The following is a 23031-nucleotide window of genomic DNA, read 5'->3' on the forward strand; positions in this document are numbered from 1 at the left end:
GACCGAGGCGTCCCCACGCCTCGTACCGCATCCCCACGCCCCCTGAAAGGGCGTTCGCAAAGACGCTCCCCGCCCTCCGCGCGGTTGCGGAGAGCGGGGAGGAAAATCTTCGGACGCCGAAGCGCCGGGATCAAGTGGTACGGACCATTACCCGCACCACATGTCGCCCATAGATCCTACAAAGCGTTCTGGCCATGGCCAGGACTTTTTGCGTAGGCACAACTGCGTAGGCGGGACCCGGCGCGGCGGAAGCGGCCGTACGCAGGACGATCGTCACCCGAACTCGGCCGCCACCAGCTCCGCGATCTGGGCGGTGTTGAGGGCGGCGCCCTTGCGCAGGTTGTCCCCGCACACGAAGAGTTCGAGCGCCGTGGGGTCGTCGAGGGCGCGCCGGACCCGGCCGACCCAGGTGGGGTCGGTGCCCACGACATCGGCGGGGGTGGGGAACTCCCCGGCCTCCGGGTCGTCGAAGAGGACGACCCCGGGTGCGGTCGCGAGGATCTCGCGCGCCTTGCGGACGGTGACCTCGCCCTCGAAGCGGGCGTGGACGGTGAGGGAGTGCACGGTGACGACCGGGACCCGCACACAGGTCACGGCGACCGGCAGCGCGGGCAGTCCGAGGATCTTGCGGGTCTCGTCCCGCACCTTCATCTCCTCAGAGGACCAGCCGTCCTCGCGCAGCGACCCGGCCCACGGTACGACGTTCAGCGCGACCGGCTCCGGGAACGGCCCGGTGTTGTCGCCGACGGCCCGCCGCACATCGCCGGGGTGGGTGCCGAGCTCGGTGCCGGCGACCAGGGACAGCTGCTGGCGCAGGGTGTCCACGCCGGCCCGCCCGGCCCCGCTGACCGCCTGGTAGCTGGACACCACCAGCTCCCGCAGCCCGAACTCGGCGTGCAGCGCGCCCAGGGCCACGATCATGGACAGGGTCGTGCAGTTGGGGTTGGCGATGATCCCGCGCGGCCGCATCCGGGCCGCGTGCGGATTGACCTCGGGGACGACGAGGGGCACGTCGGAGTCCATCCGGAACGCGCCGGAGTTGTCCACCACGACGGCACCGCGCGCGGCGGCGACCGGCGCCCACTGGGCGGCCACCTCGTCGGGTACGTCGAACATGGCGACGTCGACCCCGTCGAAGGCCTCCTCCGACAGGGCCACCACCTCGACCTGCTCCCCCCGCACGGCCAGCTTGCGGCCGGCCGAGCGGGGAGAGGCGATGAGCCGGATCTCGCCCCAGATGTCCGCGTGCTGGGACAGGATCTGGAGCATGACGGTGCCGACGGCCCCGGTCGCCCCCACGACCGCGAGCGTCGGACGTGCGGTCATCGGCCGGTGCCGCCGTAGACCACGGCCTCGTCGCTGTCGGAGTCGAGGCCGAAGGCGCTGTGGACGGCGCGGACGGCTTCGTTGACGTCGTCGGCGCGGGTGACGACCGAGATGCGGATCTCGGAGGTCGAGATCAGCTCGATGTTCACGCCGGCGTCGGACAGGGCGGTGAAGAAGTCGGCCGTGACGCCCGGGTTGGTCTTCATGCCCGCGCCGACCAGGGAGATCTTGCCGATCTGGTCGTCGTAGCGCAGCGAGTCGAAGCCGATGCCGGACTTGTTCTTCTCCAGGGCGTCGATGGCCTTGCGGCCCTCGGCCTTGGGAAGGGTGAAGGAGATGTCCGTCAGCCCGGTGGAGGCGGCGGAGACGTTCTGCACGATCATGTCGATGTTGATCTCGGCGTCCGCGATCGTACGGAAGATCACCGCGGCCTCACCCGGCTTGTCCGGCACGCCGACGACCGTGATCTTGGCCTCGGAGGTGTCGTGCGCGACACCGGAGATGATGGCCTGCTCCACCTGCTTGTCCCCTTGCTCGATCGGCTCACTGCTGACCCAGGTGCCCTGCAGCCCGCTGAAGCTGGACCGGACGTGGATCGGGATGTTGTAGCGGCGCGCGTACTCCACGCAGCGGTGGAGCAGCACCTTCGAACCGGAGGCGGCGAGCTCCAGCATGTCCTCGAAGGAGATCCAGTCGATCTTCTTCGCCTTCTTCACCACGCGCGGGTCGGCGGTGAACACGCCGTCGACGTCGGTGTAGATCTCGCAGACCTCGGCGTCGAGGGCGGCGGCCAGCGCGACGGCGGTCGTGTCGGAACCGCCGCGGCCGAGCGTGGTGATGTCCTTCTTGTCCTGGCTGACGCCCTGGAAGCCGGCGACGATGGCGATGTTGCCCTCGTCCAGGGCCGTACGGATACGGCCCGGCGTGACGTCGATGATCCGGGCTTTGTTGTGGACCGAGTCGGTGATGACGCCTGCCTGGCTGCCGGTGAAGGACTGGGCCTCGTGGCCCAGGTTTTTGATCGCCATGGCCAGCAGGGCCATGGAGATCCGCTCTCCGGCGGTCAGCAGCATGTCGAACTCACGCCCGGCAGGCATGGGTGATACCTGCTCGGCGAGATCGATCAGCTCGTCCGTCGTGTCGCCCATCGCGGAAACGACGACGACGACCTGGTGGCCGTTCTTCTTCGCTTCGACGATTCGCTTGGCGACGCGCTTGATGCCCTCGGCATCGGCTACGGAGGAGCCTCCGTACTTCTGCACGACAAGGCCCACGTGCGCTCCTCGCTCAGTCCGTTTGTGTCGGCTCAGTTTAACGAGCGTCCGGTTTCCACCTCTGCGGTATCGCATCGTGAGATTCGGACGCCCAGGTCAGCGCATGCCCAATTCGGGACCTGGGGAAAAGTGCACCGCGTCACACACCCCTGTACACACCGATGTGAGGCCCAGGTGACAGCTGTGAATTAAGTTTCAAGGATTAGGGTGCGGCTGTGCGCGTACTTCTGGTGGAAGACGATGAGCCGGTCGCCCAGTCCCTGAGACGCGGCCTGATCCGGTACGGGTTCGAGGTCGAGTGGGTCTCCACCGGCGCCGCCGCGCTGAGCCACACCGGGCCCTACGACGTCGTACTCCTGGACCTCGGGCTGCCGGACACCGACGGTCTCGACGTGTGCAAGGCGCTGCGGGAGCGCGGTGACGTGCCGATCATCGTGATCAGCGCGCGCAGCGACGAGACGGACCGGGTGGTCGGGCTCGAGCTCGGCGCCGACGACTACGTGTCCAAGCCGTTCGGGGTCCGGGAGGTCATCGCGCGGATACGGGCCGTGATGCGGCGCGCCCAGCCCCGTCCCAGCGCCGGGAACGGCCCCGACCGGTACGGCTCCCGCCTCACCGTGGACCGCAAGGCCGCCCGGGTGCGCCTGGACGGCGAGGAGGTGGCCCTCGCGCCCAAGGAGTACGACCTGCTGGCCTTCCTCACCGAGGAGCCGGGCGCGCTGATGTCGCGCGAGCAGATCATGGAGGCGGTCTGGGACGCCAACTGGTTCGGGCCGACCAAGACGCTGGACGTGCACGTGGCGGCGCTGCGGCGCAAGCTCGCCGGTGCGATCACCATCGAGGCGGTGCGGGGCGTCGGCTTCCGACTGGAGATCGTCAAGGACGACGGGGCTTCATGAACCGGCAGCTCATCCGGAGCTACATCCTGCTGGTCGCGGTGGCGATCTTCCTGTTCACGGTGCCGGTGGCGTTCACGCTCACCGATCAACTGCGGGACGACACCCGGCAGTCGGTGCTGCGCGAGGCCAACACCATGGCGCTGCTGCTGGGCAACGGCGACAGGGCCTCCTGCGAGGCGCTGGCCAAGGTCGCAACGGCGTACGGCGACGTGGAGGCGACGCCCACCGCCGCCTGCGACCCGCGGTTGGAGCGGCCCACCGCGGACGCGGCCCTGACCCGGGCCGTGCAACGGAACCAGCCGACGACCGACTGGGGTTCCGACTTCGTGTGGGGCGAGAACCTGACGGTCACCGTCCCCGCCAAGGGCGACGCGGCCGTACGGATCGTCTACTCGACCTCCGACATGACCAAGCGGCTCTGGCAGATCTGGGGCTTCCGGGCGGCCCTCGCCGTGCTCGTCCTCGGTGCGGCCGCCGCGATCGGCGCCTTCGCCGCCCGCCGCATCACCGCGCCGCTGCGGGAACTGAACTCCATGGCCAGCAAGTTCAGCGACGGCGACCTGACCGCCCGCTCCCCGGTGACGGGCCCGCCGGAGACGCAGACCCTCGCCCGCACCCTGAACCAGGGCGCCGAGCGCCTCGACACGCTGGTGGCCTCGCAGCGCATCTTCGTGGCCGACGCCTCCCATCAACTCCGCACTCCGCTCACCGCGTTGCGGCTGTCGCTGGACAACATCGCGGACGGCGTGGACGACGAGTTCGTGCGCGAGGACGTGGAGCAGGCGACGGCGGAGGTGGTCCGGATGAGCCGCCTGGTCAACGGCCTGCTGGTGCTGGCGCGGGCCGAGGCGAAGGTGACCGCGGCCGAGCCGCTCGCCCTGAGGGACATCGTGGACGAACGGCTGACGGTGTGGAGGCCGGCCGCCGACGAGCGCGGAGTCACCATCGCGCTCAGGGGGAGTGTTGTCGACGACCGGCCGTCTGTGCTGGCCAGCCCCGGTCACCTGGACCAGGTGCTGGACAACGTGCTCTCGAACGCCCTGGAGGTCTCGCCGGACGGCGGGCGGATCACCGTCGAGGTGGAGTCCCGGGCGGACACGGTGGTGCTGTCGGTGCTGGACGAGGGACCGGGTATGTCGGACGCCGAGAAGTCCCGTGCCTTCGACCGCTTCTGGCGCGGCCAGGGCCTGACCGGGCGCTCCGGCTCCGGCCTCGGCCTCGCCGTCGTCAAGCAGTTGGTGACCGACGACGGCGGGACCGTGACGCTGGCGGACGCGCCGGGGGGCGGGCTGAAGGTGGAGATCAGCCTTCGGGCATCGCCGAGGAGTGGTGGTTGACGATCTTCCACTGGCCGTTCCGCTTCTCGTACTCGTACGTGTAGCGGGCCTCGACGACCCGCTTGGCGCCGGTCTTCGGGTCGGTGAGGGTGAACTCGTAGACGCCGGTGTCGATCGCGGAGTTGGTGTCGAGGACGTTGACGATCGTCCGGACCTTCTTGCCGACCGGCTTGTTCTGCAGGAAGTGCTCGAAGTAGTCGACGATCTCCGCGTGGTTGGTTCTGACCTTGTTGGAGACGGTGGGCAGCAGCACCGCGTCCTTCGCGTACAGGTCGGCGACCTTGTGGGCGTCACCGGTCTGCAGGGCCGCGTTCCAGGTGGTGAACAGGCCCGCGATCTCCTTCTTGGTGGGCTTCTTCGGGCTGTCCGTCCCGGCGGTGGCGGCGACGGTGCCGACGGTCCCCACGGCCACGATCGCGGTGGCGGTGACGATGGCTGCGCGCTTGGTTATGGAACGACGGGTCATCGCTGTCTCCAGTGCGGTGAGGTGCTGCTGTGAACTGACTCCAGCCTCTCTTCGCACCGGTTAGGGCCCATGCAGCCGAGATACAGGGCGGAGACAACACACGCCCAATTCACGCGCCGTGAGCGCCCGGTCGCTGTCCGCGCAGCAGGGAGACGCCGGCGCCGAGCGACACCACGCCCATCCCGACGGCGGTCATGATGCCCTGCGTCCCGTCCACGAGGAAGGGCGCGGCCACCGCGACGACGAGGTTGAAGAGGAAGAGGAACCACAGGACGGGGGTGGAGGAGAGCAGCGACTTCATGGTCTTTCCTTCGGTACGGCGTGGTTGACCTGGCGAGATCAACGATCCCGTGTCCCCGGGACCGTCACGAGGGGGTGCGCTCCCGAACCCGGGGTGTAGTGCGGTACACCTTGGCCGTGATCGCAGACGTGCTGCTGGCGGGCATCGTGCTGCTCGGCTCGTCCGTGCAGTGGCTCACCGGCATGGGTTTCGCGCTGGTCGCCGTACCCGCGCTGGTCCTGTTGCTCGGGCCGACCGAGGGAGTCGTGCTGGCCAACTGCGCGGCCGGGGCGATCTGTTGTGCGGGGCTCGCGGGAGGGTGGCGGCTGGTCCGGCCGCGGGCGATGGTCCCGCTGTGCGCGGCGGCGGCCTGCACGGTACCGGCGGGCACCTGGCTGACCCGGCAACTGCCCGAGCCCTGGCTGCTGTTGGTCATGGGCGGCCTGGTGACGGTGGCCGTCCTGCTGGTGCTGCGCGGCTTCGCGGTACCCGCTCTGCGCGGCACCCGGGGAGCGGTGGCCGCGGGCGCGGTGGGCGGCTTCATGAACTCCGCGGCCGGGGTGGGCGGCCCGCCGTTCTCCCTCTACGCCGTCAACGCGGGCTGGCCGGTACGGGAGTTCGTCCCGAACGCGATGTTCTACGGCGTGCTCGTGAACGCGGTCTCGGTGGCGTCGAACGGGATCCCCGCGCTGGACCGGGTGCAGTGGGCGCTGGTGGTCGCGGCGATGGCCACGGGCGGCCTGATCGGCAGGACCCTCGCGCCCCGGATACCGGAGAACCGGGCCCGCCTGCTCGTCCTGCTGCTGGCCCTGACCGGCGGCGTCACGGCGGTGGCCAAGGGCCTGTGGGGACTGTGACCGGCACGCACGCGGCACGCACTGCGCCTCACACCCGCCCCCCGAACAACTCCACCAGCCCGTGGTCCAGTTCGGCGCCCACGGTCTCCTCGTCCGGGGCGACGACCGTGTACGTGCGGGCCAGGAAACGCAGCAGGTCGGCGGTGGTGAAGCGGAGCCGGGCCAGGCCCTGCGGGGCGCGGAACTCGACGTACGTGTGGGTCGAACCGGCCGGGCGGACGCGGACGTTGCCGATCCCGGCGGCCGTCCGCAGCCCCTCCCCCAGCAGCACCCGCGCGAAGGTCCACGTGGTCACCTCGCCGTCGGCCGTGACATGGGGCGGGAAGTCGAGGTGCACGGCCAACGGGTCCGCGGAGGTGTGGCGCAGGGTCACGGGGATCGCGAGCTCCTGGTCCGCGGCCGTGATCAGACGGGCGCCGGTCGGCTGCTGGAGGGTGACGTGCATGAGGGGCTCCGATTCGGGCGGCGGGGGCACGGGCCGGGTGTGGCCGTCGTGCAGTCAGACCACCCCAGGTGCCCGCGCATTACGCCGGTCCAGAAGCCAGTTCGTATGACCCGTGTCACACCGGGTCGGGAGCCGTCCCGCCCGGAGCCGTCACTTGGCGGACGACGGCCCGAGGCCCAGCGGACCCGCGATCTCCTCCACCATCACCTTGCCGGCCTCGAACTCCAGCGTCTCGTCGCCGATGGCCTGGTCGGTGTCGAGACCGTCCAGCTCCGCCAGGGGCTGGTTCAGGCGGACGTGCGCGACCACCGACTGGAGGGCGCGCAGCGTCGCGGACGCCGTGGAGCCCCAGTTGGAGAAGTAGGAGAACTGCCACCACCACAGCGCCTCCGTGGTGCGGCCCGCGCGGTAGTGGGCCATGCCGTGGCGCAGGTCGGTGATGACGTCGGTCAGGTCGTCCGAGATACGGGCCGGCACCGGGGCCTTGCGGGGCTCGTAGGGGTCGAAGACCTCGGAGTAGACGTCGATCGGCTCCAGCAGCCGGGCGAGGTTCTCACGGAGCTCGTCCACGTCGGCCTCCGGGCCCAGATCGGGCTCGTAGCGCTCGTCGGGGACGATGTCCTCGTGGGCGCCCAGGCGGCCGCCGGCCAGCAGGAGCTGGGAGACCTCCAGGAGCAGGAAGGGGACGGCCGAGTCGGGCTCGTCGCCCTTCGCCACCTCGATGACGGCCACCAGGAAACTCTCGACCTGGTCGGCGATCTGGACCGCGAAGTCGTCGGGGTCCTGCGCGCTCGCGTGCAGTGTGGCGTCAGACATCTAGGAGTCGTCTCCCCTCGAAGGCGCGGCCGAGGGTCACCTCGTCCGCGTATTCCAGGTCGCCACCCACCGGGAGGCCGCTGGCCAGGCGGGTGACCTTGAGGCCCATGGGCTTGATCATGCGGGCGAGGTACGTCGCTGTGGCCTCCCCCTCCAGGTTCGGGTCCGTGGCCAGGATCAGCTCGGTGACCGTACCGTCGGCCAGGCGGGCCAACAGTTCTCGTATGCGCAGATCATCGGGTCCTACACCCTCGATCGGGCTGATCGCGCCGCCCAGGACGTGGTACTTGCCACGGAACTCCCGGGTGCGCTCGATCGCGACCACGTCCTTGGGCTCCTCCACCACACAGATGACGGAGGGGTCGCGGCGGGTGTCGCGGCAGATGTTGCAGAGCTCTTCCTGGGCGACATTGCCGCAGGTCGCGCAGAAGCGGACCTTCGCCTTGACCTCCATCAGGCACTGCGCGAGCCGGCGTACGTCCGTCGGTTCCGCCTGCAGGATGTGGAAGGCGATCCGCTGGGCGCTCTTGGGACCGACGCCGGGCAGCCGCCCCAGTTCGTCGATGAGGTCCTGGACCACGCCTTCGTACAACGGACTGCCGTCCTTCCTTGGTTCCTTGCAGTACGTACGCTAGTTGGCCGGTGCCCGGCTGTGAAAGACGGGCACCGTCGAAAGACCGGGAACGGCTCCCTAGAAGGGCAGCCCGGGGATGCCGCTGCCGCCGGCGCCGAGGCCCTGGGCCAGCGGGCCGAGCTTCTGCTGCTGGAGCGCCTGCGCGTTCTCGTTGGCCGCCTGTACGGCCGCCACGATCAGGTCGGCGAGGGTCTCGGTGTCCTCCGGGTCCACCGCCTTGGGGTCGATCTTCAGCGCGCGCAGCTCGCCGGCTCCGGTGACGGTGGCCTTGACCAGTCCGCCGCCCGCCTGTCCGTCGACCTCGGTCCTCGCGAGCTCCTCCTGCGCGTTCGCCAGGTCCTGCTGCATCTTCTGGGCCTGCTGGAGCAGCTGCTGCATGTTGGGCTGGCCACCACCGGGGATCACGATCAGCTCCTGTGTCGGTACGGCTGTGTGGGCGAGGTTTTTCCTCCCTGGCACGAGCCTACGTGGTCGGGACGGGCGTCGCCCCAGCACTCTTTCGAGTGAGTCGACGTGGAGTCCTATACCTGATCAAGGCCCTCTTCCGAGCGGAAAAGCGACCAAAGCACCCCCTTCGCCACCCATTGGGCGGTAGGAAGGGTCCGGCACATCAGCATCAGGCGTCACGCAGGGTGACCGATCAGTAGGGAGCGCCGGGTGGCTCAGCCGGAGATGCAGCCCGAGGGCCCGCCTCAGGACGGGCGGGCGGATCTGGCCGGGCGGACGTTTCCGCTCGGCGACTGGGGCGAGCCAGCCGTGCGGCTGGACGAGCTGTACCGGTGGGTGGAGCGCGGGGCGCTGGAGACGGCGTCCTGGTATCTCGCGGACCGGGTGTGGAAGCGGCGCGGCGCGCGGGCCCTGCGGGGCGGGGCCGCGGCGGGGGCGGTGACCGGGGCGGTGCTGCCGCTGCTGGGCCTGACGGGGGTGGCCGGGACCCGGGTCGCGGCCTGGGGGTATCTCGGGCTGCTGCTCGCGGTGGCCTGTGTCGCCGTCGACCGCTACTTCGGGGTGACGTCCGGGTGGATAAGGGACGTGGCCACCGCGCAGGCCGTGCAGCGGCGGCTCCAGGTGCTCCAGTTCGACTGGGCGTCGGAGAGCGTCCGGGAGGTCCTCGGGCCGACGGAGGGCACGGCCGCGGAGGCCACGGAGCGGTGCCTGGGAGTGCTGCGGCGCTTCTCCGAGGACGTGACGGAGCTCATCCGGGTGGAGACCGCCGACTGGATCGTGGAGTTCCGCAACGGCTCGACGCCCATGGGCATCCAGGGCGCGGTGACCTCCGGCGGCCGCCAGGACCCCGGCCACGCCCAGGGCCGCTTCCCCCTCCCCCCGGGCCCCCCGGCGAGACCGAACATGCCCCGCCAACGGCCACCGGAGCCGCGCTGACGGAGCTTCAGGGCGAGGCCGTCGCAGAAGGGGGTGCCGGTGCGGGGTCGCCGCTGTTCAGGACGGTGTGGACCGCGCTGCCGGCGCCCAGGACGACCACCAGGGCGGCGGCCACGAGGGCGGCCGTGACGGGGCGGCTGCGGGGCCCGGGCTCGCCCTCCGGCTCCGGGGTGTACGGCGCCAGGTAGGTACCGGGCGGGAGCCGTTCACGTGAGGGGCCGTGCTCGGGTTCCGGCTCGGCCGTGGCGTGTTCCTCCCGCCCCTCCATCGCAGGCCGCCCTCCCCGAGACCGCACACCCGCACACCCGCACGACGGACTCCAGTGTCTACGTCCGTCCGCCGTCCGTCGAGAGCTGGTCGAGCACCTTGCTCAGCCGCTCCAACATCCGTACGGCGTCGGCGAGTTCGTCCTCGCCGAAGGCGTCCGCGAGCCGGTCGGCGAAGGCCGCGTGCCCCGGGTCGATCCGCCGTACGGCAGCCAGCCCCTCCTCGGTCGGCGCGAGGAGCTTGGCGCGCCGGTGGGCGGGGTTGGGCCGGTACTCGGCCAGCCCGCGCTCCACCAGCAGATCGGCGATCCGCTGCACGCTCTGCCGGGTGATGCCCATCTCCCGGGCGATCCCGGCGACCGGCAGCGGCTGCCCCAGCACCGCCCCGAGCACCTGCCACCAGGCGGCGGTGAGCCCGGCGGGGCCCGCCAACTCGTCGGCCACGGACAGGAACCGGCCGTTGAGCCGGAAGACCCCGAGCGCGCTGCGGCTGAGCAGGTCCTGTCGTTCCCGGCTCACCGCGCGGCCGCTTTCTCCAGCACGGCGTAGGCCTGCGGGTCGGAGTCGTGGAACAGCCGGTACCAGGCGTCCAGCACCTCGCCCTCGTACACGCCCAGCAGCCGGAAGATCTCCCGGGCGAACGCGACGGGCTCGGTGGGCCCGGCGGTGATCAGTCCGCCGTCGGTCACGGCGTCCGCGTCGACGTACCGCTCCCCGCCGCCGTATCCCGTGGCCGCCAGATAGAAGGACACGGCGCTGGTGTGGGCACGGTCGTCGAGCAGCCCCTCGCGCGCGAGTCCCGCGGTGGCCCCGCAGATCGCGGCGACCGGGACCCCGGCGGCGAGGAACTCCCGCGCCTTGCGGGCGAAGGGGGCGAGGTCGTCCGAGGTGTCCCAGAGATCGGCGCCCGGGAGGATCAGCAGGGAGCTGTCGGACGGCCGTACGTGGTCCAGGGCGCGCGCGGGCTGGACCCGCAGGCCGCCGATGGAGGTCACCGGCTCCCTGGACGGGCCGACCGTCCGGATCTCGTACCCGGCGCGGGCGAGGTAGGCCGTGGCGTGGCCCGTCTCCCAGTCGGCGAAGGTGTCGTAGACGGCGAGATGCACGGGTTTCGAAGTCATGACAACATGCTGTCATTTCGACAGTAGACTGTCAATGGCTCGGGGCTGGACAACCTGTCGCGGAAAGCCGCCGTCCGCAGACAGGACGCCGATACCGATTCCGCATCGCGGACATTTACGCTCACCCGCATGACTCCTCAGCCACACCCCGAGGTCGGCGCCGCCGTGAAGGCCGCGGACCGTGCTCATGTGTTCCACTCCTGGTCCGCGCAGGAGCTCATCGACCCGCTCGCCGTCGCCGGTGCGGAGGGGTCGTACTTCTGGGACTACGACGGCAACCGCTATCTCGACTTCACCAGCGGGCTCGTCTACACCAACATCGGCTACCAGCACCCGAAGGTCGTCGCCGCGATACAGGAGCAGGCGGCGAGGATGACCACCTTCGCGCCCGCCTTCGCCGTCGAGGCCCGCTCGGAGGCGGCCCGGCTGATCGCCGAGCGGACCCCGGGCGACCTGGACAAGATCTTCTTCACCAACGGCGGGGCCGACGCCGTCGAGCACGCCGTGCGGATGGCCCGGCTGCACACCGGGCGGCCCAAGGTGCTCTCCGCCTACCGGTCGTACCACGGCGGCACCCAGCAGGCCGTCAACATCACCGGGGATCCCCGGCGTTGGGCCTCCGACAGCGCCACCGCCGGGGTCGTGCACTTCTGGGCGCCCTTCCTGTACCGGTCCCGCTTCTACGCCGAGACCGAGGAGCAGGAGACCGCGCGGGCGCTCGAGCACCTGGAGACGACGATCGCCTTCGAGGGGCCCGCCACCGTCGCCGCGATCGTCCTGGAGACCATCCCCGGGACCGCGGGGATCATGGTGCCGCCGCCCGGCTATCTCGCCGGGGTGCGGGAGATCTGCGACAAGTACGGGATCGTCTTCGTCCTCGACGAGGTGATGGCCGGGTTCGGGCGCACCGGTGCGTGGTTCGCCGCCGACCTGTTCGACGTCACACCCGACCTCATGACCTTCGCCAAGGGCGTCAACAGCGGATACGTGCCGCTCGGCGGGGTCGCCATCTCCGGCGCCATCGCCGAGACCTTCGGCAAGCGGCCGTATCCCGGCGGGCTCACCTACTCCGGGCACCCGCTCGCCTGCGCCGCCGCCGTCGCGACGATCAACGTCATGGCGGAGGAGGGCGTCGTCGACAACGCCGAGCGGCTCGGTACGGCCGTCCTGGAGCCGGCGCTGGCGGAGCTCGCCGCCCGCCACCCGAGCGTCGGCGAGGTGCGGGGCGTGGGCATGTTCTGGGCCCTGGAGCTCGTGAAGAACAAGGAGACCCGCGAGCCGCTCGTGCCGTACAACGCGGCCGGTGAGGCGAACGCCCCGATGGCCGCGTTCGCGGCGGCCGCGAAGAAGCAGGGCGTCTGGCCGTTCGTCAACATGAACCGGACGCATGTCGTGCCGCCGTGCAATGTCGGCGAGGCGGAACTGAAGGAAGGGCTCGCCGCGCTGGACGTCGCGCTCTCCGTGGCGGACGAGTACACGGAGTAAACCCCGCGGACCTTCGAACGCGTAAGGTGGCGTGCTCGTAGACATATGTACGAGCACGCCATGTGCACCTGCGCGAGGGAGGCGCCCCGACGATGCCCGGCAGCAGCGGTAACGGTGCCGTCACCCGCAGCACGCTGCGGCAGCAGATCGCGGACGCGCTGCGCGACGAGGTGCTGGCCGGGCGGCTCCAGCCGGGGCAGGAGTTCACCGTGAAGGAGATCGCCGAGCAGTACGGCGTCTCCGCCACCCCGGTCCGCGAGGCGCTCGTGGACCTGTCCGCGCAGGGCCTCCTGGAGGCCGACCAGCACCGCGGCTTCCACGTCCACGAGTACTCGCTCGACGACTTCCGGGGCATGATCGAGGCCCGCAGCCTGGTCACGGACGGTATGTTCCAGGCGCTCGACGCCGGCCACCGGATCCTCCAGGAGCTCGACGAACCCCGTACGGCCGCGGCCGTGGCGGGGGTACGGCGGCGTGGCGAGGAGGCCCAGCGGGCCGCCGCCGCGGGCGACCTGAGCGTACTGATCGGCTACGACCTGCGCTTCTGGCGCGAGCTGAGCGTCCTGTTCGGCAATCCCTACCTCGCCGACTTCCTGCACCGCCTGCGGGTGCAGACCTGGGTGTGCACGGTCCAGCATCTGCGCCGCGCCACCGGTGATCTGCGCGGCAGCCTGTGGTCCGGGCACACCGAGGTCGCCGACGCCCTGTACGAGCGCGACACCAAGACCGCCCGCGAGCTCCTCGACGCCTACAACGGCCACTATCTGACCCTCATCGAGGGCCTCACCGCCGACTGACCGCTCCCCGCACGGGTAAGGGACCACCACGACCCGCACAGGGGGCCCCGGCCCGGGACTCCAACGACTACCCTGCCCTGACCACCGTGTGACGATATCCGCGCACCGCGAGTATCCGAGGAGCTGTCTTTTGGCCTGTGACCTGTGGCTGGTGCCGCTCGTCGACGTGTTGTGCCACACCCCGGACAACCCGTTCGCCGATGAACTCGCGCAATACAACAAGGTGCTCGCCGAGGCCGGGCTGCCGCCGGTGCCGGTGTACCAGTACATGCCGGGGCTGTCCGGCGAGGTCGCCCCGGTGGCCGGGTTCGACTACGACGCCCTGCACTTCCTGCGCCGCGCCTATCTGCTCCAGGTGTGCGGCCTCCCGGTCACCCCGGTCGACGAACTGGGCGGTGACTACGAGCAGTTGCTGGAGATGTTCGAGACGACGGCCCAGCAGTCCCATCTGGTCTGGCACTACGACCACGCGGGCGCGTACGTCCCGGTCGACTTCCCGCACCCGCTCGCCAACGACGAACTCCTCGCGGGCGGCGGCCCGTTGGGCTCCGCGCAGGCGCTGCTGCGGGAGCTGGAGTTCGTGGCCCCGGTGATCGGCATCGACCCGGCCAACCCGCCGGCGCCGCCCGAGCCGCCGCGGGCCCCCACGGAGCTGGAGGAGCCGGCCGTCCCGGCGCCGTACGACCCCAGCCCGTTCGCCCGCGAACGCCATGTCTGGCTGGGGCTGCACGCTGCGGCGACCCGGAGCCTCGCCCAGGGCTCGATGATCATCTTCAGCTGAGGGAGGCGGCCGCTCCGAGGGTCAACGCCCCAGCTGGGACAGACCCCTCTGGACGTCCTCGTAGTTCATCACCGGGGTGTAGGTGATCTTGGCGCCGAGGTTCATGAAGAACGGCTCGCTGATCACCGGCATCATCGCGCTGTCCTGCATGTCGAAGAACAGGAAGGCGGTGCGCTGACCGTTCTCGGAGGTGAAGTAGGCCGCCTCGGGCTTGATCTGTTCCATCGACGCCTCGATCAGCTTCGACAGGGTGCCGTTGCTGATGGCCTCGTTCGCCTTCTCCGTGTCCATGGACACCTTGAGCAGTACGCGCATCGCACTCACCTTCTCCTGATCGACACACGCCGGTGCACATAATCAGAATATGCCCGTATGCCCGATTTCACCTTGGCTGCGGATCGCCGTCGGCGCCCGGTGGTCACCCCTCTGTCAACTGCCGGGTCGCCGCCGGGCTTTGGCGTTTCCGATCTCCATGATCGACTGAACGGGTGAATCGCCGCATACGGGCATAATCCGCTGGGCATGCAGCGCGCATGCGCCTCGTCTTGATCACCTCCGTGGGCTGAGCGTCCATGGGTTCGCGTACGGCGGCGGCCGCTTCGGCCGTCCTCGCTCTCCTGACGCTCCTCACCGCGTCCGCCTGCGCCGCCCACCCGGCACCCAGCGCCGACGACGTCGTCAAGGCGGCCACCCGACGGCTCACCGACGACTGCCTGACCCGCCGGGGCCTGTCCCCCGCGTCGGACGGGCAGCGAGTCGCGGACGCGCTCTTCGGCACCGGAAGAGCCGAGCTGTCGGTGCGGCTGCGCACCGGTTTCGTCGTCCGCGCCCACACCGACGGGTGCCTCGCGGCCGCACAACGGCGGCTCTACGGCGACCAGGACCGCTGGTTCCACGCCTCGGTCGTCGTCAACAACCTGAAGCCCGAGGCCGCCAGGACCGGCCGCCCGCTCGCCGAGGTCCGTGCGGCGCACCGCGCGGAGCTCGCGGAGTGGCGGCGGCTGCGCGCCCGTGCCCTCACCCAGGCGACCGCCCTGCTGGAGGGCGGCGACATCACCCGACCGAGCACCACCCACCCGAAGGGAAACCAGTGAAGCGCTTCATCGCCGTCCTGTCCGCCGGACTGCTCGCCACCGGAGCCGTCCTCGCCACCTCGGCCTCGGCCCAGGCGGCGGCCTGCGGCCGGGGGAACTTCTGCGCCTGGACCGACGCCGACTTCCAGGGCCAGAAGATCGAGTGGACCGGCGACGACGGCTGGTGGGAGGGCAACATCGCCGACCAGGACTCCTCCTGGGCCAACCACGGCATCTCGGGTCCCGGCATCAAGGACCACGTCAAGGTGTACGCGTCCGCCAACCGGCTCGGCCCCATGACCATCTGTCTCGCCCCCGGCCAGGAGGTCGGCTACAACGGCGTGGCCAACGACCGCGGCGACTCCCACACCTGGGCGGCCGGCTGCTGAGCCACCGGCCGCCCGGACGACGGGACTCCGGTCAGAAGACCGGGGTCCCGTCCTGCGTCAGCCGCCAGTTGGTGACCGCGAAGTCCTTCGGGTCGAGGGCGCCCTTGGCCGTCACGTAGTCGATCATCAGCTGGCGGATCTCGTTGGTGGAGCTGTAGGCGATGTCGGCGGCGGCGATGTGCGGGTAGCCGGAGCCGCCGTTGGCCCGGTAGTTGTTGACGGCGACGACGAAGACCTGGTCGTCGGCGACCGAAGTGCCGTTGTAGGAGAGGTTCTTGACGCGGGAACCCTCGGCCGCCGCGATGTCGATGTCGTACGACACACCGGCCGCGGTGTCGTACATGTAGTCCCAGAAGCTGTTGGCGTTGGTGAGGGTCGCGGTGTCGACCTTCGTGCCCGCCGGGACCTGGTGGTAGTACTTCGCCGCGTACTCCAGGTAGTCCTTGAGCTGGGCGCCGGTGAGCTTCTTGCCGTAGAGGGTGTTGTCGTAGATGTAGAGCCCGGCGATGTCCTTGATGGTCACGCTGCCGGCCGGGATGTCCGCGGTGCGGGAGAAGGGCGCGGCGACCGAGATCAGCGGGAGGGCGGCGTCGGCGGTCGAGAGCCCCGCTTTCACCGTGTCCATCTGCACCTGGTGGATGAAGTCCATGATGGGGACGTCCTTCCAGCAGGACTCGGCGGCCGAGAGGTCCTCGGTACAGGTGCCGACCGGGGTGTTGACGTACTTCACGACCAGCTCGTGGTCGGCCTCCAGGAGCTTCTTGATCTCCGGGTCCTCGTCGACCGTGTTGGGGTTGAGGGTCTGCGCGGTCTTCTTGGTGACCTTCCACTGCCCGTGCACGAGTTCCAGCTCGAAGTCGAAGACACTCAGCCGGTAGCCCCAGCAGTACGGCTCGGAGAGCAGCACGTCCTCGCCGGTCTCCTCGTTCTTCACGGTGTACGACGGCACCTCGACGTGGGTGTGGCCGACCAGGATGGCGTCGATGCCGGGGACCTGCTGGGCGACGAGGTTGGAGGCGTTCTCGACGTACGGGAGCTCGTCGCCGTACGACGAACTGCCGTCCAGGCCCGAGTGGTCGGTCAGGAAGACGACGTCACAGCCGAGGGCGCGCAGCCGGGGCACGTACTTCTTGGCCTGCTCGACCAGGCCCGGGAAGACCATCTTCCCGCTGACGTTGTCCTTGTCCCACAGGGCGATGCCGGGGTTGGTGAGGCCGAGGATGCCGACCTTGATGTCGGGGGCGCCCGGCACGCAGATCCGCTTGACGGTGTACGGCTGGAAGGCGGGCCTCAGCGTCTTCGCGTCGAGGGCGTTGGCGCCCAGCAGCGGGAAGCGGCACTGGCTCTCGAACTTCCTGAGCACCTCGATGCCGTAGTTGAACTCGTGGTTGCCGAGGGCGGCCGCGTCGTAGCGCATGTGGTTCATGGCGACGGCCATCGGGTGCTTCGGGGCGCCCTTGTCGGTGATGGGCTGCACGCGGGCGAAGTAGTAGGCCAGGGAGGTGCCCTGGATGATGTCGCCGGCGTCGACGAGCAGCACGTGCTCCTCGCCCTTGGCCGCGCGCTGCTGCTTGACGAGGGTGGCGACGCGGGCGACACCGACGGAGTTGCCGGCCTTGTCGCTGTAGGCGGCGTCCAGGTAGTAGTCCCAGTCGAAGACGTGGCTGTGCAGGTCGGTGGTGCCGAGGATGGAGAAGGTCCAGGTCTTCGGGGCCTTGGCGGGCTTGTGCTCGGCGGCCTGGGCGGCGGGCGCTCCCGCCGTCCCCGCGACGGCCACGGCGGCACCGGTGACGGCCGACTTCTTCACGAACGCACGGCGGTTCATGGGACTGACGGGCATGCAGAGCTCCTGGAAACGTGGCGCGACGCGCGTAGACATGGAGGCGTGCGGGGCTACTCGCGTAGAGCGTGACGGCTGCCGGGCCGCCCGGGAAACCAGGAATCGACCATGTCCCGTTCAAGGATGAGTCAGCTCGGCCGGCCGGGAGGGGCCGCCGTGACGCGCTCGATGACGAGCCCCAGCAGCGCGGCGGCCGCGAGCATGAGCGCCTCCGCCAGCACGAGGAGGGCCATCGACCCCGGGGCCACCCGGCCCGCCACCACGAGCACCACAGCGTGCGCGACCCAGGCCGCCCACCACAGGTTCACCAGTGTCGTGCCCCGCTGCCGCTCCCAGGACGCGGAGCTCGCGCGCCCGATGTCGAGGACGAGCCGACGCGGGACGAAGAGGTTGACCACCGGCACGAACCACGCGCCGATCGTCCAGCCCCGGCTCGGCAACGCGGCCCCGGGGGACAGCTCCTGGGCGTTGCTCCGGGACCGGGCGAGCCATACGAGGAACAGCACGGTCGCCAGTGTCATGGTGTAGACGAAGACCATGGACAGGGTGCCCGACCGGTGCAGGGCCGCGGCCGAGGGGTGCAGGTAGTCATCCCGGACGGCGACCGCGCGGAACGCGTCCGCGACGGCGGCCGCCGCCAGCGCCGCCTGGGCGCAGCGGGCGACGGTCCGGGGAGTTCTGCGGGCGGTGTCCGTCATGGTCTTCGGCCTGTCCGGGAGGCGTGCGCGGCCGCGGCGGGCGCCGGGGCAGGGTGATCATAGGAGCCCCGACGACGACGGAGCCGCCCCGGGTGGGGCGGCTCCGCGGTGAGCGTGCCGGACCAGTCCGGCACGGGGGTCAGAGGAACGAGTTGATCTCGATCGTCTCGTCGCGGCCCGGGCCGACGCCGATCGCGGAGATCGGGGCGCCGGACATCTCCTCCAGCGCCTTCACGTAGTCCTGGGCGTTCTTCGGGAGGTCGGCGAAGGTCTTGGCCTTCGTGATGTCCTCGCTCCAGCCGGGCAGGTACTCGTAGACCGGCTTCGCGTGGTGGAAGTCCGTCTGGGAGTACGGGAGTTCCTCGACGCGCTGACCGTCGATCTCGTAGGCCACACAGACCGGGATCTGCTCCCAGCCGGTGAGGACGTCGAGCTTGGTGAGGAAGAAGTCGGTGAGGCCGTTGACGCGGGTCGCGTAGCGGGCGATCACCGCGTCGAACCAGCCGCAGCGACGGTCACGGCCGGTGGTGACACCCCGCTCACCGCCGATGCGGCGGAGCGCCTCGCCGTCCTCGTCGAAGAGTTCGGTGGGGAAGGGGCCGGAGCCGACCCGGGTCGTGTAGGCCTTCAGGATGCCGATGACCCGGCTGATCTTCGTCGGGCCCACGCCGGCGCCGGTGCAGGCGCCGCCCGCGGTGGGGTTGGAGGACGTGACGAAGGGATAGGTCCCGTGGTCGATGTCCAGGAGCGTGCCCTGGCCGCCCTCGAACAGGACGACCTTGTCCTGCTCCAGGGCCTGGTTGAGGACCAGGACGGTGTCGGCGACGTACGGCTTCAGCCGGTCCGCGTAGCTCAGCAGCTCCTCGACGACCTGCCCGACCTCGATGGCCCGGCGGTTGAAGACCTTGGTCAGGAGCTGGTTCTTGCCGTCGAGGGCCGCCTCGACCTTCTGGGTCAGGATCGACTCGTCGTACAGGTCCTGGATGCGGATGCCCACGCGGTTGATCTTGTCGGCGTAGGTCGGGCCGATGCCGCGACCGGTGGTGCCGATCTTGCGCTTTCCGAGGAAGCGTTCCGTCACCTTGTCCACGGTGACGTTGTACGGCGTGATGATGTGGGCGTTACCGCTGATCAGGAGCTTGGAGGTGTCGACGCCGCGGTCGTTCAGTCCGTTCAGCTCGGAGAACAGGACCGACGGATCGACGACGACACCGTTGCCGATGACCGGGGTGCACCCCGGAGACAGGATTCCGGAAGGGAGGAGGTGGAGGGCGTACTTCTGATCGCCCACGACTACCGTGTGGCCGGCGTTGTTGCCGCCCTGGTAGCGCACCACATAGTCCACCGAGCCACCGAGCAGGTCGGTCGCCTTTCCCTTGCCTTCGTCACCCCACTGAGCACCGAGCAGCACAAGTGCGGGCACGCGCGTACACCCCTTCCGGGCGGGGCATGTCCAAGGTCAGGGGTGTACGCGTACGGTTTGCCGTCGCATGCACCAACGGCCGTCGTCGGCCGCTGCCCGTCGGACCCGGATGCCCCGGAATAGACGAAGCCCCTGGCGCAATAGCGCAAGGGGCTCTTGCACAAAGATGCTACCCGAGGAAGCGAGGCATGGCCGAGGTGGCGACTTCCGCGACTTCCGATCAGCTGCTCGTGGTGATCGATCCGGTCGCCCGGAAGACGGACGGCGAGTCCGTACGGATCGTGAAAGACGTGCTCAGCGCGGGTGCGGCGACGAAGGTGTGTCTGCCGGAGGATCCCGAGGAGTTCGCCCGGGCGCTGGCCCGGCGGGGCTCGCGGCGGCCGGTGGTGGTCGGTGACGACCGGGCGCTGATGCGGGCGGTGGTGCTGCTGCACCGGCAGCGGGAGCTGGCCGAATGTGTGCTGTCGGTGGTGCCGGTGGGCCCGGCCCTCGGCGTCGCCCGTGCGCTGGGGCTGCCGACGGGGGCGGTGGCGGCCGCGCGGGCGGTCCTGGACGGGGCCGAGCGGCGCCTGGACATGCTGGTGGACGACAGCGACGGGGTGGTCCTCGGGGCGCTGCGGATCCCCGCCCTGGTCGCCCGGGAGGAGCCGGTGGAGGCCGCGCGGCCCTGGCTGCGGACCTGCCAGTCCCTCGTACGGACTCTGGTGCCGGCCCGTCCCGCCCGGGAGAGCGCGCCCGCCGTTCCCGGCCCCTCGCGGCTGCGGGTGGAGGTCGACGGGGTGACGCTGGTGGACCTGGACCAGCCCCTGGAGGCGGTCTCGGTGACCCCGGGCTCCGGCGGCGGCCTGGCCTCGGTGGAGGTGCGCCGGCTGTCGGTGGGCGCGGAGGCGTCCCCGCTGCTGGCCACGGGCAGGACGGTGACCGTCACGGGCGCGGACTTCCGGTACCGGGCGGACGCGGGAGTGGGAGGACCGGTACGGCGTCGGACGTGGACGGTACGGGAGGGGGCGTTGCGGCTCACTGTGCCGCGGTGAGCCCTTCGAGGCGTACGGGGTCACCGCCGAGTGAGCCTCTTCCGGGCGCTCGGGGTCAACCCCGGGTGAGCCTCTTCCGGGCGCCCGGGGTCAACCCCGGGTGAGCTCCTCGGGGCGCCCGGGGTCAACCCCGGGTGAGCTCCTCGGGGCGCCCGGGGTCAACCCCGGGTGAGCCCCTCGGGGCGCTCGGGGTCGACTCCGGGCGCTTCCTCTTGATCGTGGTCGTCCTTGAGCTCCACCCCGGTCCGCCCCAGTTCCCGCGCCCGCCCCATCAACCCCGCCAGCTTCCCGGCCGCCCCCTCGTACGACAGCCCCAACGGTGGGCGGATGTTGGACAGGCAGTTGCGGTCGGCGTCGGTCGTCACGCCCGGCTTCGGGCCGTACGTCAGATACGCGCCCAGCGAGTCCGCCGCCGACATCCCGGGGCGTTCGCCGATCAGCACGACCACCATCGCCGTGTCCATCGCCGCCGCCACGTCGTCACCGAGGGCCACGCGGGCCTGTTCGGCGAGGACGACCGGGGCGATCCGCCAGTCGCCGAGCCGTGCCGTCGTCGCGCGCACCACCGCCGCCGCGTGCTCGTGCACCGCCCGGCTGGACAGCCCGTCGGCGACGACGAACACCACGTCCCAGTCCCCCGTGGGCAGATGGGCCCGGTCCACGGGGTCGAGGCGACGGCCCAGGTCAGGACGCTGGAGGTAGGTGAGCCGGTCGGCGGCGGCACTGCGGACCCGTACCGTCGGCGTCCCGGGCAGCCCCGCCGCGATGACGTCCGGAGCGAACGGCGAGTGCACCGCGTCCCGGGCCGCCGCGTGGGCCGCCTGGAGTTCGAGGCGGTGCCGGGTGGGAAGGGCGGAACCGGCACGCCCGAGCCCGATGCGGGCCTGTGTGCGCCGCCGCAGCGCCGACCACAGGTCGGACGCCGGGACGGCCGCCGCTCCCCCGAACTCACCTGCCTGTACGGTCACTTCACTCATGCCGCGAGCTCCTTCCCGATCGCCGTCAGCGGATGCGAGGTCACTTCACGGATCCCGCCCCGCTCGTCCAGCAGCCCGATCGAGTCGAGCCACGCCTCGAACTCCGGTGCCGGGCGCAGCCCCAGCACCTCCCGCAGGTACAACGCGTCGTGGTAGGACGCCGACTGGTAGTTGAGCATGATGTCGTCGCCGCCCGGGGTGCAGATCACGAAGGACGCGCCGGCCACGCCGAGCATGGTCAGCATGGTGGCGATGTCGTCGTCGTCGGCGTCCGCGTGGTTGGTGTAGCAGATGTCCAACCCCATGGGCAGGCCGAGGAGTTTGCCGCAGAAGTGGTCCTCCAGGGCGGCCCGCAGGATCTGCCGGCCGTCGTAGAGGTACTCCGGGCCGATGAAGCCGACGACCGTGTTGACCAGCAGCGGGTCGTAGCGCCGGGCGAGCGCGTACGCCCGTGCCTCCACCGTCTGCTGGTCCACCCCGTGGTGCGCGCCCGCCGACAGGGCGCTGCCCTGCCCGGTCTCGAAGTACATGACGTTCCGCCCGGCCGTGCCCCGGTCGAGGGCCAGCGCCGCCTCGTACGCCTCGTCGAGCAGCCCCGGCGTCACGCCGAAGGACGCGTTCGCCGCCTGGGTCCCGGCGATGGACTGGAAGACCAGGTCGACCGGGGCGCCCTTGGCCATCAATTCCACGCTTGTCGTGACATGACACAGCACGCAGGACTGGGTGGGGATCGCGTACCGCTGGATCACCCCGTCGAGGAGTTCGAGCAGATCCCGTACGGCCTTCGGGCTGTCCGTCGCCGGGTTGATGCCGATCACCGCGTCGCCGGAGCCCAGCAGCAGCCCGTCGAGCAGGGCCGCGGCCACACCCGCCGGGTCGTCGGTCGGGTGGTTGGGCTGGAGCCGGGTGGCGAGGCGGCCGGGGAGGCCGATGGTGGAGCGGAAGGCCGTCACCACCCGGACCTTGCGGGCCACGGCGACCAGATCCGCGTTGCCCATCAGCTTGGAGACGGCGGCGACCATCTCGGGCGTGAGCCCGGGAGACACGGCGGCCAGCGTCTCCGCGTCGGCTCCGGGAGACAGCAGCCACTCCCGGAACCCGCCGACCGTCATCGAGGCCACCGGCGCGAACGCCACGGGGTCGTGCGTGTCGAGGATCAGCCGGGTGACGTCGTCGCTCTCGTACGGGATCAGCGGCTCGGCGAGGAAGTCCGTGAGCGGCACCTCCGCCAGCGCCCAGCGCGCGGCGACCCGCTCCTGCGCGGAGGCAGCCGCGAGTCCCGCCAGCCGGTCCCCGGAGCGCTCGGGGCTCGCGGCGGCGAGCAGTCGGGCAAGGGTGTCGAAGCGGTAGCGGTGACCGCCGAGAACGGACGCGTAACTCATGCCGGTGACGCTACGAGCCGCGTATTGCCACCAGATTTCTAAAGGTCT

Annotated in this window: 27 protein-coding genes; 10 read left to right on the top strand and 17 right to left on the bottom strand. The window is 70.6% G+C overall.

What is annotated here, in order from left to right:
* Positions 1-273: 273 nt before the first annotated feature.
* Together OHN19_RS19695 and OHN19_RS19700 are read right to left on the bottom strand one after the other, a co-directional pair.
* The gene (locus tag OHN19_RS19695) at positions 274-1326 is read right to left on the bottom strand and encodes an aspartate-semialdehyde dehydrogenase (protein WP_330265446.1); all 1053 of its coding nucleotides are present in this window, start codon (positions 1324-1326) and stop codon (positions 274-276) included.
* Positions 1323-2600 (bottom strand): aspartate kinase, encoded by a 1278-nt coding sequence (locus tag OHN19_RS19700; protein ID WP_330265447.1) that lies wholly within the window; start codon positions 2598-2600, stop codon positions 1323-1325. Before OHN19_RS19700 ends, OHN19_RS19695 begins: the two co-directional genes overlap by 4 nt.
* Before the next feature lie 215 nt (positions 2601-2815).
* On the opposite strand from OHN19_RS19700, the gene OHN19_RS19705 reads away from it, so the two are divergent.
* Together OHN19_RS19705 and OHN19_RS19710 are read left to right on the top strand one after the other, a co-directional pair.
* On the top strand, positions 2816-3499 hold the full coding sequence (locus OHN19_RS19705; RefSeq protein WP_330265448.1) for a response regulator transcription factor: 684 nt from the start codon (positions 2816-2818) through the stop codon (positions 3497-3499).
* Complete coding sequence (locus tag OHN19_RS19710; RefSeq protein WP_330265449.1) at positions 3496-4836, top strand: HAMP domain-containing sensor histidine kinase; 1341 nt, start codon at positions 3496-3498, stop codon at positions 4834-4836. The genes OHN19_RS19705 and OHN19_RS19710 overlap by 4 nt, the downstream gene beginning before the upstream one ends.
* Here OHN19_RS19710 and OHN19_RS19715 read toward each other — a convergent pair.
* Together OHN19_RS19715 and OHN19_RS19720 are read right to left on the bottom strand one after the other, a co-directional pair.
* Positions 4802-5302 carry an SgcJ/EcaC family oxidoreductase gene (locus tag OHN19_RS19715; protein ID WP_330265450.1) on the bottom strand — a complete coding sequence of 167 codons (501 nt, stop codon included), beginning with the start codon at positions 5300-5302 and terminating at the stop codon, positions 4802-4804. The genes OHN19_RS19710 and OHN19_RS19715 overlap by 35 nt on opposite strands.
* A 109-nt stretch (positions 5303-5411) precedes the next feature.
* Positions 5412-5603 (bottom strand): hypothetical protein, encoded by a 192-nt coding sequence (locus OHN19_RS19720; protein WP_330265451.1) that lies wholly within the window; start codon positions 5601-5603, stop codon positions 5412-5414.
* Between the two features lie 116 nt (positions 5604-5719).
* On the opposite strand from OHN19_RS19720, the gene OHN19_RS19725 reads away from it, so the two are divergent.
* The gene (locus OHN19_RS19725; RefSeq protein ID WP_330265452.1) at positions 5720-6439 is read left to right on the top strand and encodes a sulfite exporter TauE/SafE family protein; all 720 of its coding nucleotides are present in this window, start codon (positions 5720-5722) and stop codon (positions 6437-6439) included.
* Positions 6440-6467: 28 nt separating this feature from the next.
* On the opposite strand, the gene OHN19_RS19730 is transcribed toward OHN19_RS19725, so the two are convergent.
* The 4 genes from OHN19_RS19730 to OHN19_RS19745 all read right to left on the bottom strand — a co-directional run bounded on the left by OHN19_RS19730 (position 6468) and on the right by OHN19_RS19745 (position 8739).
* Positions 6468-6884, bottom strand: coding sequence for an SsgA family sporulation/cell division regulator (locus OHN19_RS19730; protein ID WP_330265453.1), 417 nt, complete (start codon positions 6882-6884; stop codon positions 6468-6470).
* A gap of 150 nt (positions 6885-7034) precedes the next feature.
* Complete coding sequence (locus OHN19_RS19735; protein WP_330265454.1) at positions 7035-7700, bottom strand: DUF5063 domain-containing protein; 666 nt, start codon at positions 7698-7700, stop codon at positions 7035-7037.
* The gene (gene recR, locus OHN19_RS19740) at positions 7693-8292 is read right to left on the bottom strand and encodes a recombination mediator RecR (protein ID WP_053850475.1); all 600 of its coding nucleotides are present in this window, start codon (positions 8290-8292) and stop codon (positions 7693-7695) included. The genes OHN19_RS19735 and recR overlap by 8 nt, the downstream gene beginning before the upstream one ends.
* Positions 8293-8391: 99 nt before the next feature.
* Entirely contained in the window at positions 8392-8739 is a 348-nt protein-coding gene (locus OHN19_RS19745; RefSeq protein WP_330265455.1) for a YbaB/EbfC family nucleoid-associated protein, read from the bottom strand.
* A gap of 252 nt (positions 8740-8991) precedes the next feature.
* On the opposite strand from OHN19_RS19745, the gene OHN19_RS19750 reads away from it, so the two are divergent.
* Positions 8992-9717, top strand: coding sequence for an SLATT domain-containing protein (locus tag OHN19_RS19750; RefSeq protein WP_330265456.1), 726 nt, complete (start codon positions 8992-8994; stop codon positions 9715-9717).
* A 7-nt stretch (positions 9718-9724) separates the two neighbouring features.
* Here OHN19_RS19750 and OHN19_RS19755 read toward each other — a convergent pair whose 3' ends face one another.
* From OHN19_RS19755 to OHN19_RS19765, 3 genes are read right to left on the bottom strand one after another with little or no spacing between them, the layout of a single operon-like run.
* A complete protein-coding gene (locus tag OHN19_RS19755) occupies positions 9725-9985 on the bottom strand; it encodes a hypothetical protein (protein WP_330265457.1) in 261 nt (86 codons plus the stop codon).
* A gap of 58 nt (positions 9986-10043) precedes the next feature.
* Positions 10044-10502 carry a MarR family winged helix-turn-helix transcriptional regulator gene (locus tag OHN19_RS19760; RefSeq protein WP_330265458.1) on the bottom strand — a complete coding sequence of 153 codons (459 nt, stop codon included), beginning with the start codon at positions 10500-10502 and terminating at the stop codon, positions 10044-10046.
* Positions 10499-11104: a type 1 glutamine amidotransferase family protein gene (locus OHN19_RS19765; protein ID WP_330265459.1), complete on the bottom strand. Its 606-nt coding sequence runs from the start codon at positions 11102-11104 to the stop codon at positions 10499-10501. The genes OHN19_RS19760 and OHN19_RS19765 overlap by 4 nt, the downstream gene beginning before the upstream one ends.
* Positions 11105-11233: 129 nt before the next feature.
* On the opposite strand from OHN19_RS19765, the gene OHN19_RS19770 reads away from it, so the two are divergent.
* The 3 genes from OHN19_RS19770 to OHN19_RS19780 all read left to right on the top strand — a co-directional run bounded on the left by OHN19_RS19770 (position 11234) and on the right by OHN19_RS19780 (position 14167).
* Positions 11234-12589, top strand: a complete 1356-nt coding sequence (locus OHN19_RS19770; RefSeq protein ID WP_330265460.1) for an aspartate aminotransferase family protein — start codon at positions 11234-11236, stop codon at positions 12587-12589.
* A 92-nt stretch (positions 12590-12681) separates the two neighbouring features.
* Complete coding sequence (locus OHN19_RS19775; protein WP_330265461.1) at positions 12682-13386, top strand: GntR family transcriptional regulator; 705 nt, start codon at positions 12682-12684, stop codon at positions 13384-13386.
* Positions 13387-13516: 130 nt separating this feature from the next.
* Positions 13517-14167 carry a hypothetical protein gene (locus OHN19_RS19780; RefSeq protein WP_030319710.1) on the top strand — a complete coding sequence of 217 codons (651 nt, stop codon included), beginning with the start codon at positions 13517-13519 and terminating at the stop codon, positions 14165-14167.
* A gap of 21 nt (positions 14168-14188) precedes the next feature.
* On the opposite strand, the gene OHN19_RS19785 is transcribed toward OHN19_RS19780, so the two are convergent.
* Complete coding sequence (locus OHN19_RS19785) at positions 14189-14482, bottom strand: hypothetical protein (protein ID WP_330265462.1); 294 nt, start codon at positions 14480-14482, stop codon at positions 14189-14191.
* Between the two features lie 257 nt (positions 14483-14739).
* On the opposite strand from OHN19_RS19785, the gene OHN19_RS19790 reads away from it, so the two are divergent.
* Together OHN19_RS19790 and OHN19_RS19795 are read left to right on the top strand one after the other, a co-directional pair.
* Complete coding sequence (locus tag OHN19_RS19790) at positions 14740-15261, top strand: hypothetical protein (RefSeq protein ID WP_330265463.1); 522 nt, start codon at positions 14740-14742, stop codon at positions 15259-15261.
* Positions 15258-15629, top strand: a complete 372-nt coding sequence (locus OHN19_RS19795) for a peptidase inhibitor family I36 protein (RefSeq protein WP_330265464.1) — start codon at positions 15258-15260, stop codon at positions 15627-15629. The genes OHN19_RS19790 and OHN19_RS19795 overlap by 4 nt, the downstream gene beginning before the upstream one ends.
* A gap of 31 nt (positions 15630-15660) precedes the next feature.
* Here OHN19_RS19795 and OHN19_RS19800 read toward each other — a convergent pair whose 3' ends face one another.
* From OHN19_RS19800 to OHN19_RS19810, 3 genes are all read right to left on the bottom strand, one after another.
* Positions 15661-17469: a bifunctional metallophosphatase/5'-nucleotidase gene (locus OHN19_RS19800; protein ID WP_330265465.1), complete on the bottom strand. Its 1809-nt coding sequence runs from the start codon at positions 17467-17469 to the stop codon at positions 15661-15663.
* A gap of 128 nt (positions 17470-17597) precedes the next feature.
* Positions 17598-18167 (bottom strand): DUF4328 domain-containing protein, encoded by a 570-nt coding sequence (locus tag OHN19_RS19805; RefSeq protein WP_330265466.1) that lies wholly within the window; start codon positions 18165-18167, stop codon positions 17598-17600.
* 139 nt (positions 18168-18306) lie between these two features.
* A complete protein-coding gene (locus OHN19_RS19810; RefSeq protein WP_330265467.1) occupies positions 18307-19590 on the bottom strand; it encodes an adenylosuccinate synthase in 1284 nt (427 codons plus the stop codon).
* Positions 19591-19778: 188 nt separating this feature from the next.
* On the opposite strand from OHN19_RS19810, the gene OHN19_RS19815 reads away from it, so the two are divergent.
* Positions 19779-20624: a diacylglycerol kinase family protein gene (locus OHN19_RS19815; RefSeq protein ID WP_330265468.1), complete on the top strand. Its 846-nt coding sequence runs from the start codon at positions 19779-19781 to the stop codon at positions 20622-20624.
* Positions 20625-20782: 158 nt separating this feature from the next.
* On the opposite strand, the gene eutC is transcribed toward OHN19_RS19815, so the two are convergent.
* Entirely contained in the window at positions 20783-21601 is an 819-nt protein-coding gene (eutC, locus tag OHN19_RS19820; protein ID WP_330265469.1) for an ethanolamine ammonia-lyase subunit EutC, read from the bottom strand.
* Positions 21598-22983 (bottom strand): ethanolamine ammonia-lyase subunit EutB, encoded by a 1386-nt coding sequence (locus tag OHN19_RS19825; RefSeq protein ID WP_330265470.1) that lies wholly within the window; start codon positions 22981-22983, stop codon positions 21598-21600. The genes eutC and OHN19_RS19825 overlap by 4 nt, the downstream gene beginning before the upstream one ends.
* Positions 22984-23031 lie beyond the last annotated feature (48 nt).

This window comes from Streptomyces griseorubiginosus (assembly GCF_036345115.1).
GTDB lineage: Bacteria > Actinomycetota > Actinomycetes > Streptomycetales > Streptomycetaceae > Streptomyces > Streptomyces griseorubiginosus_C.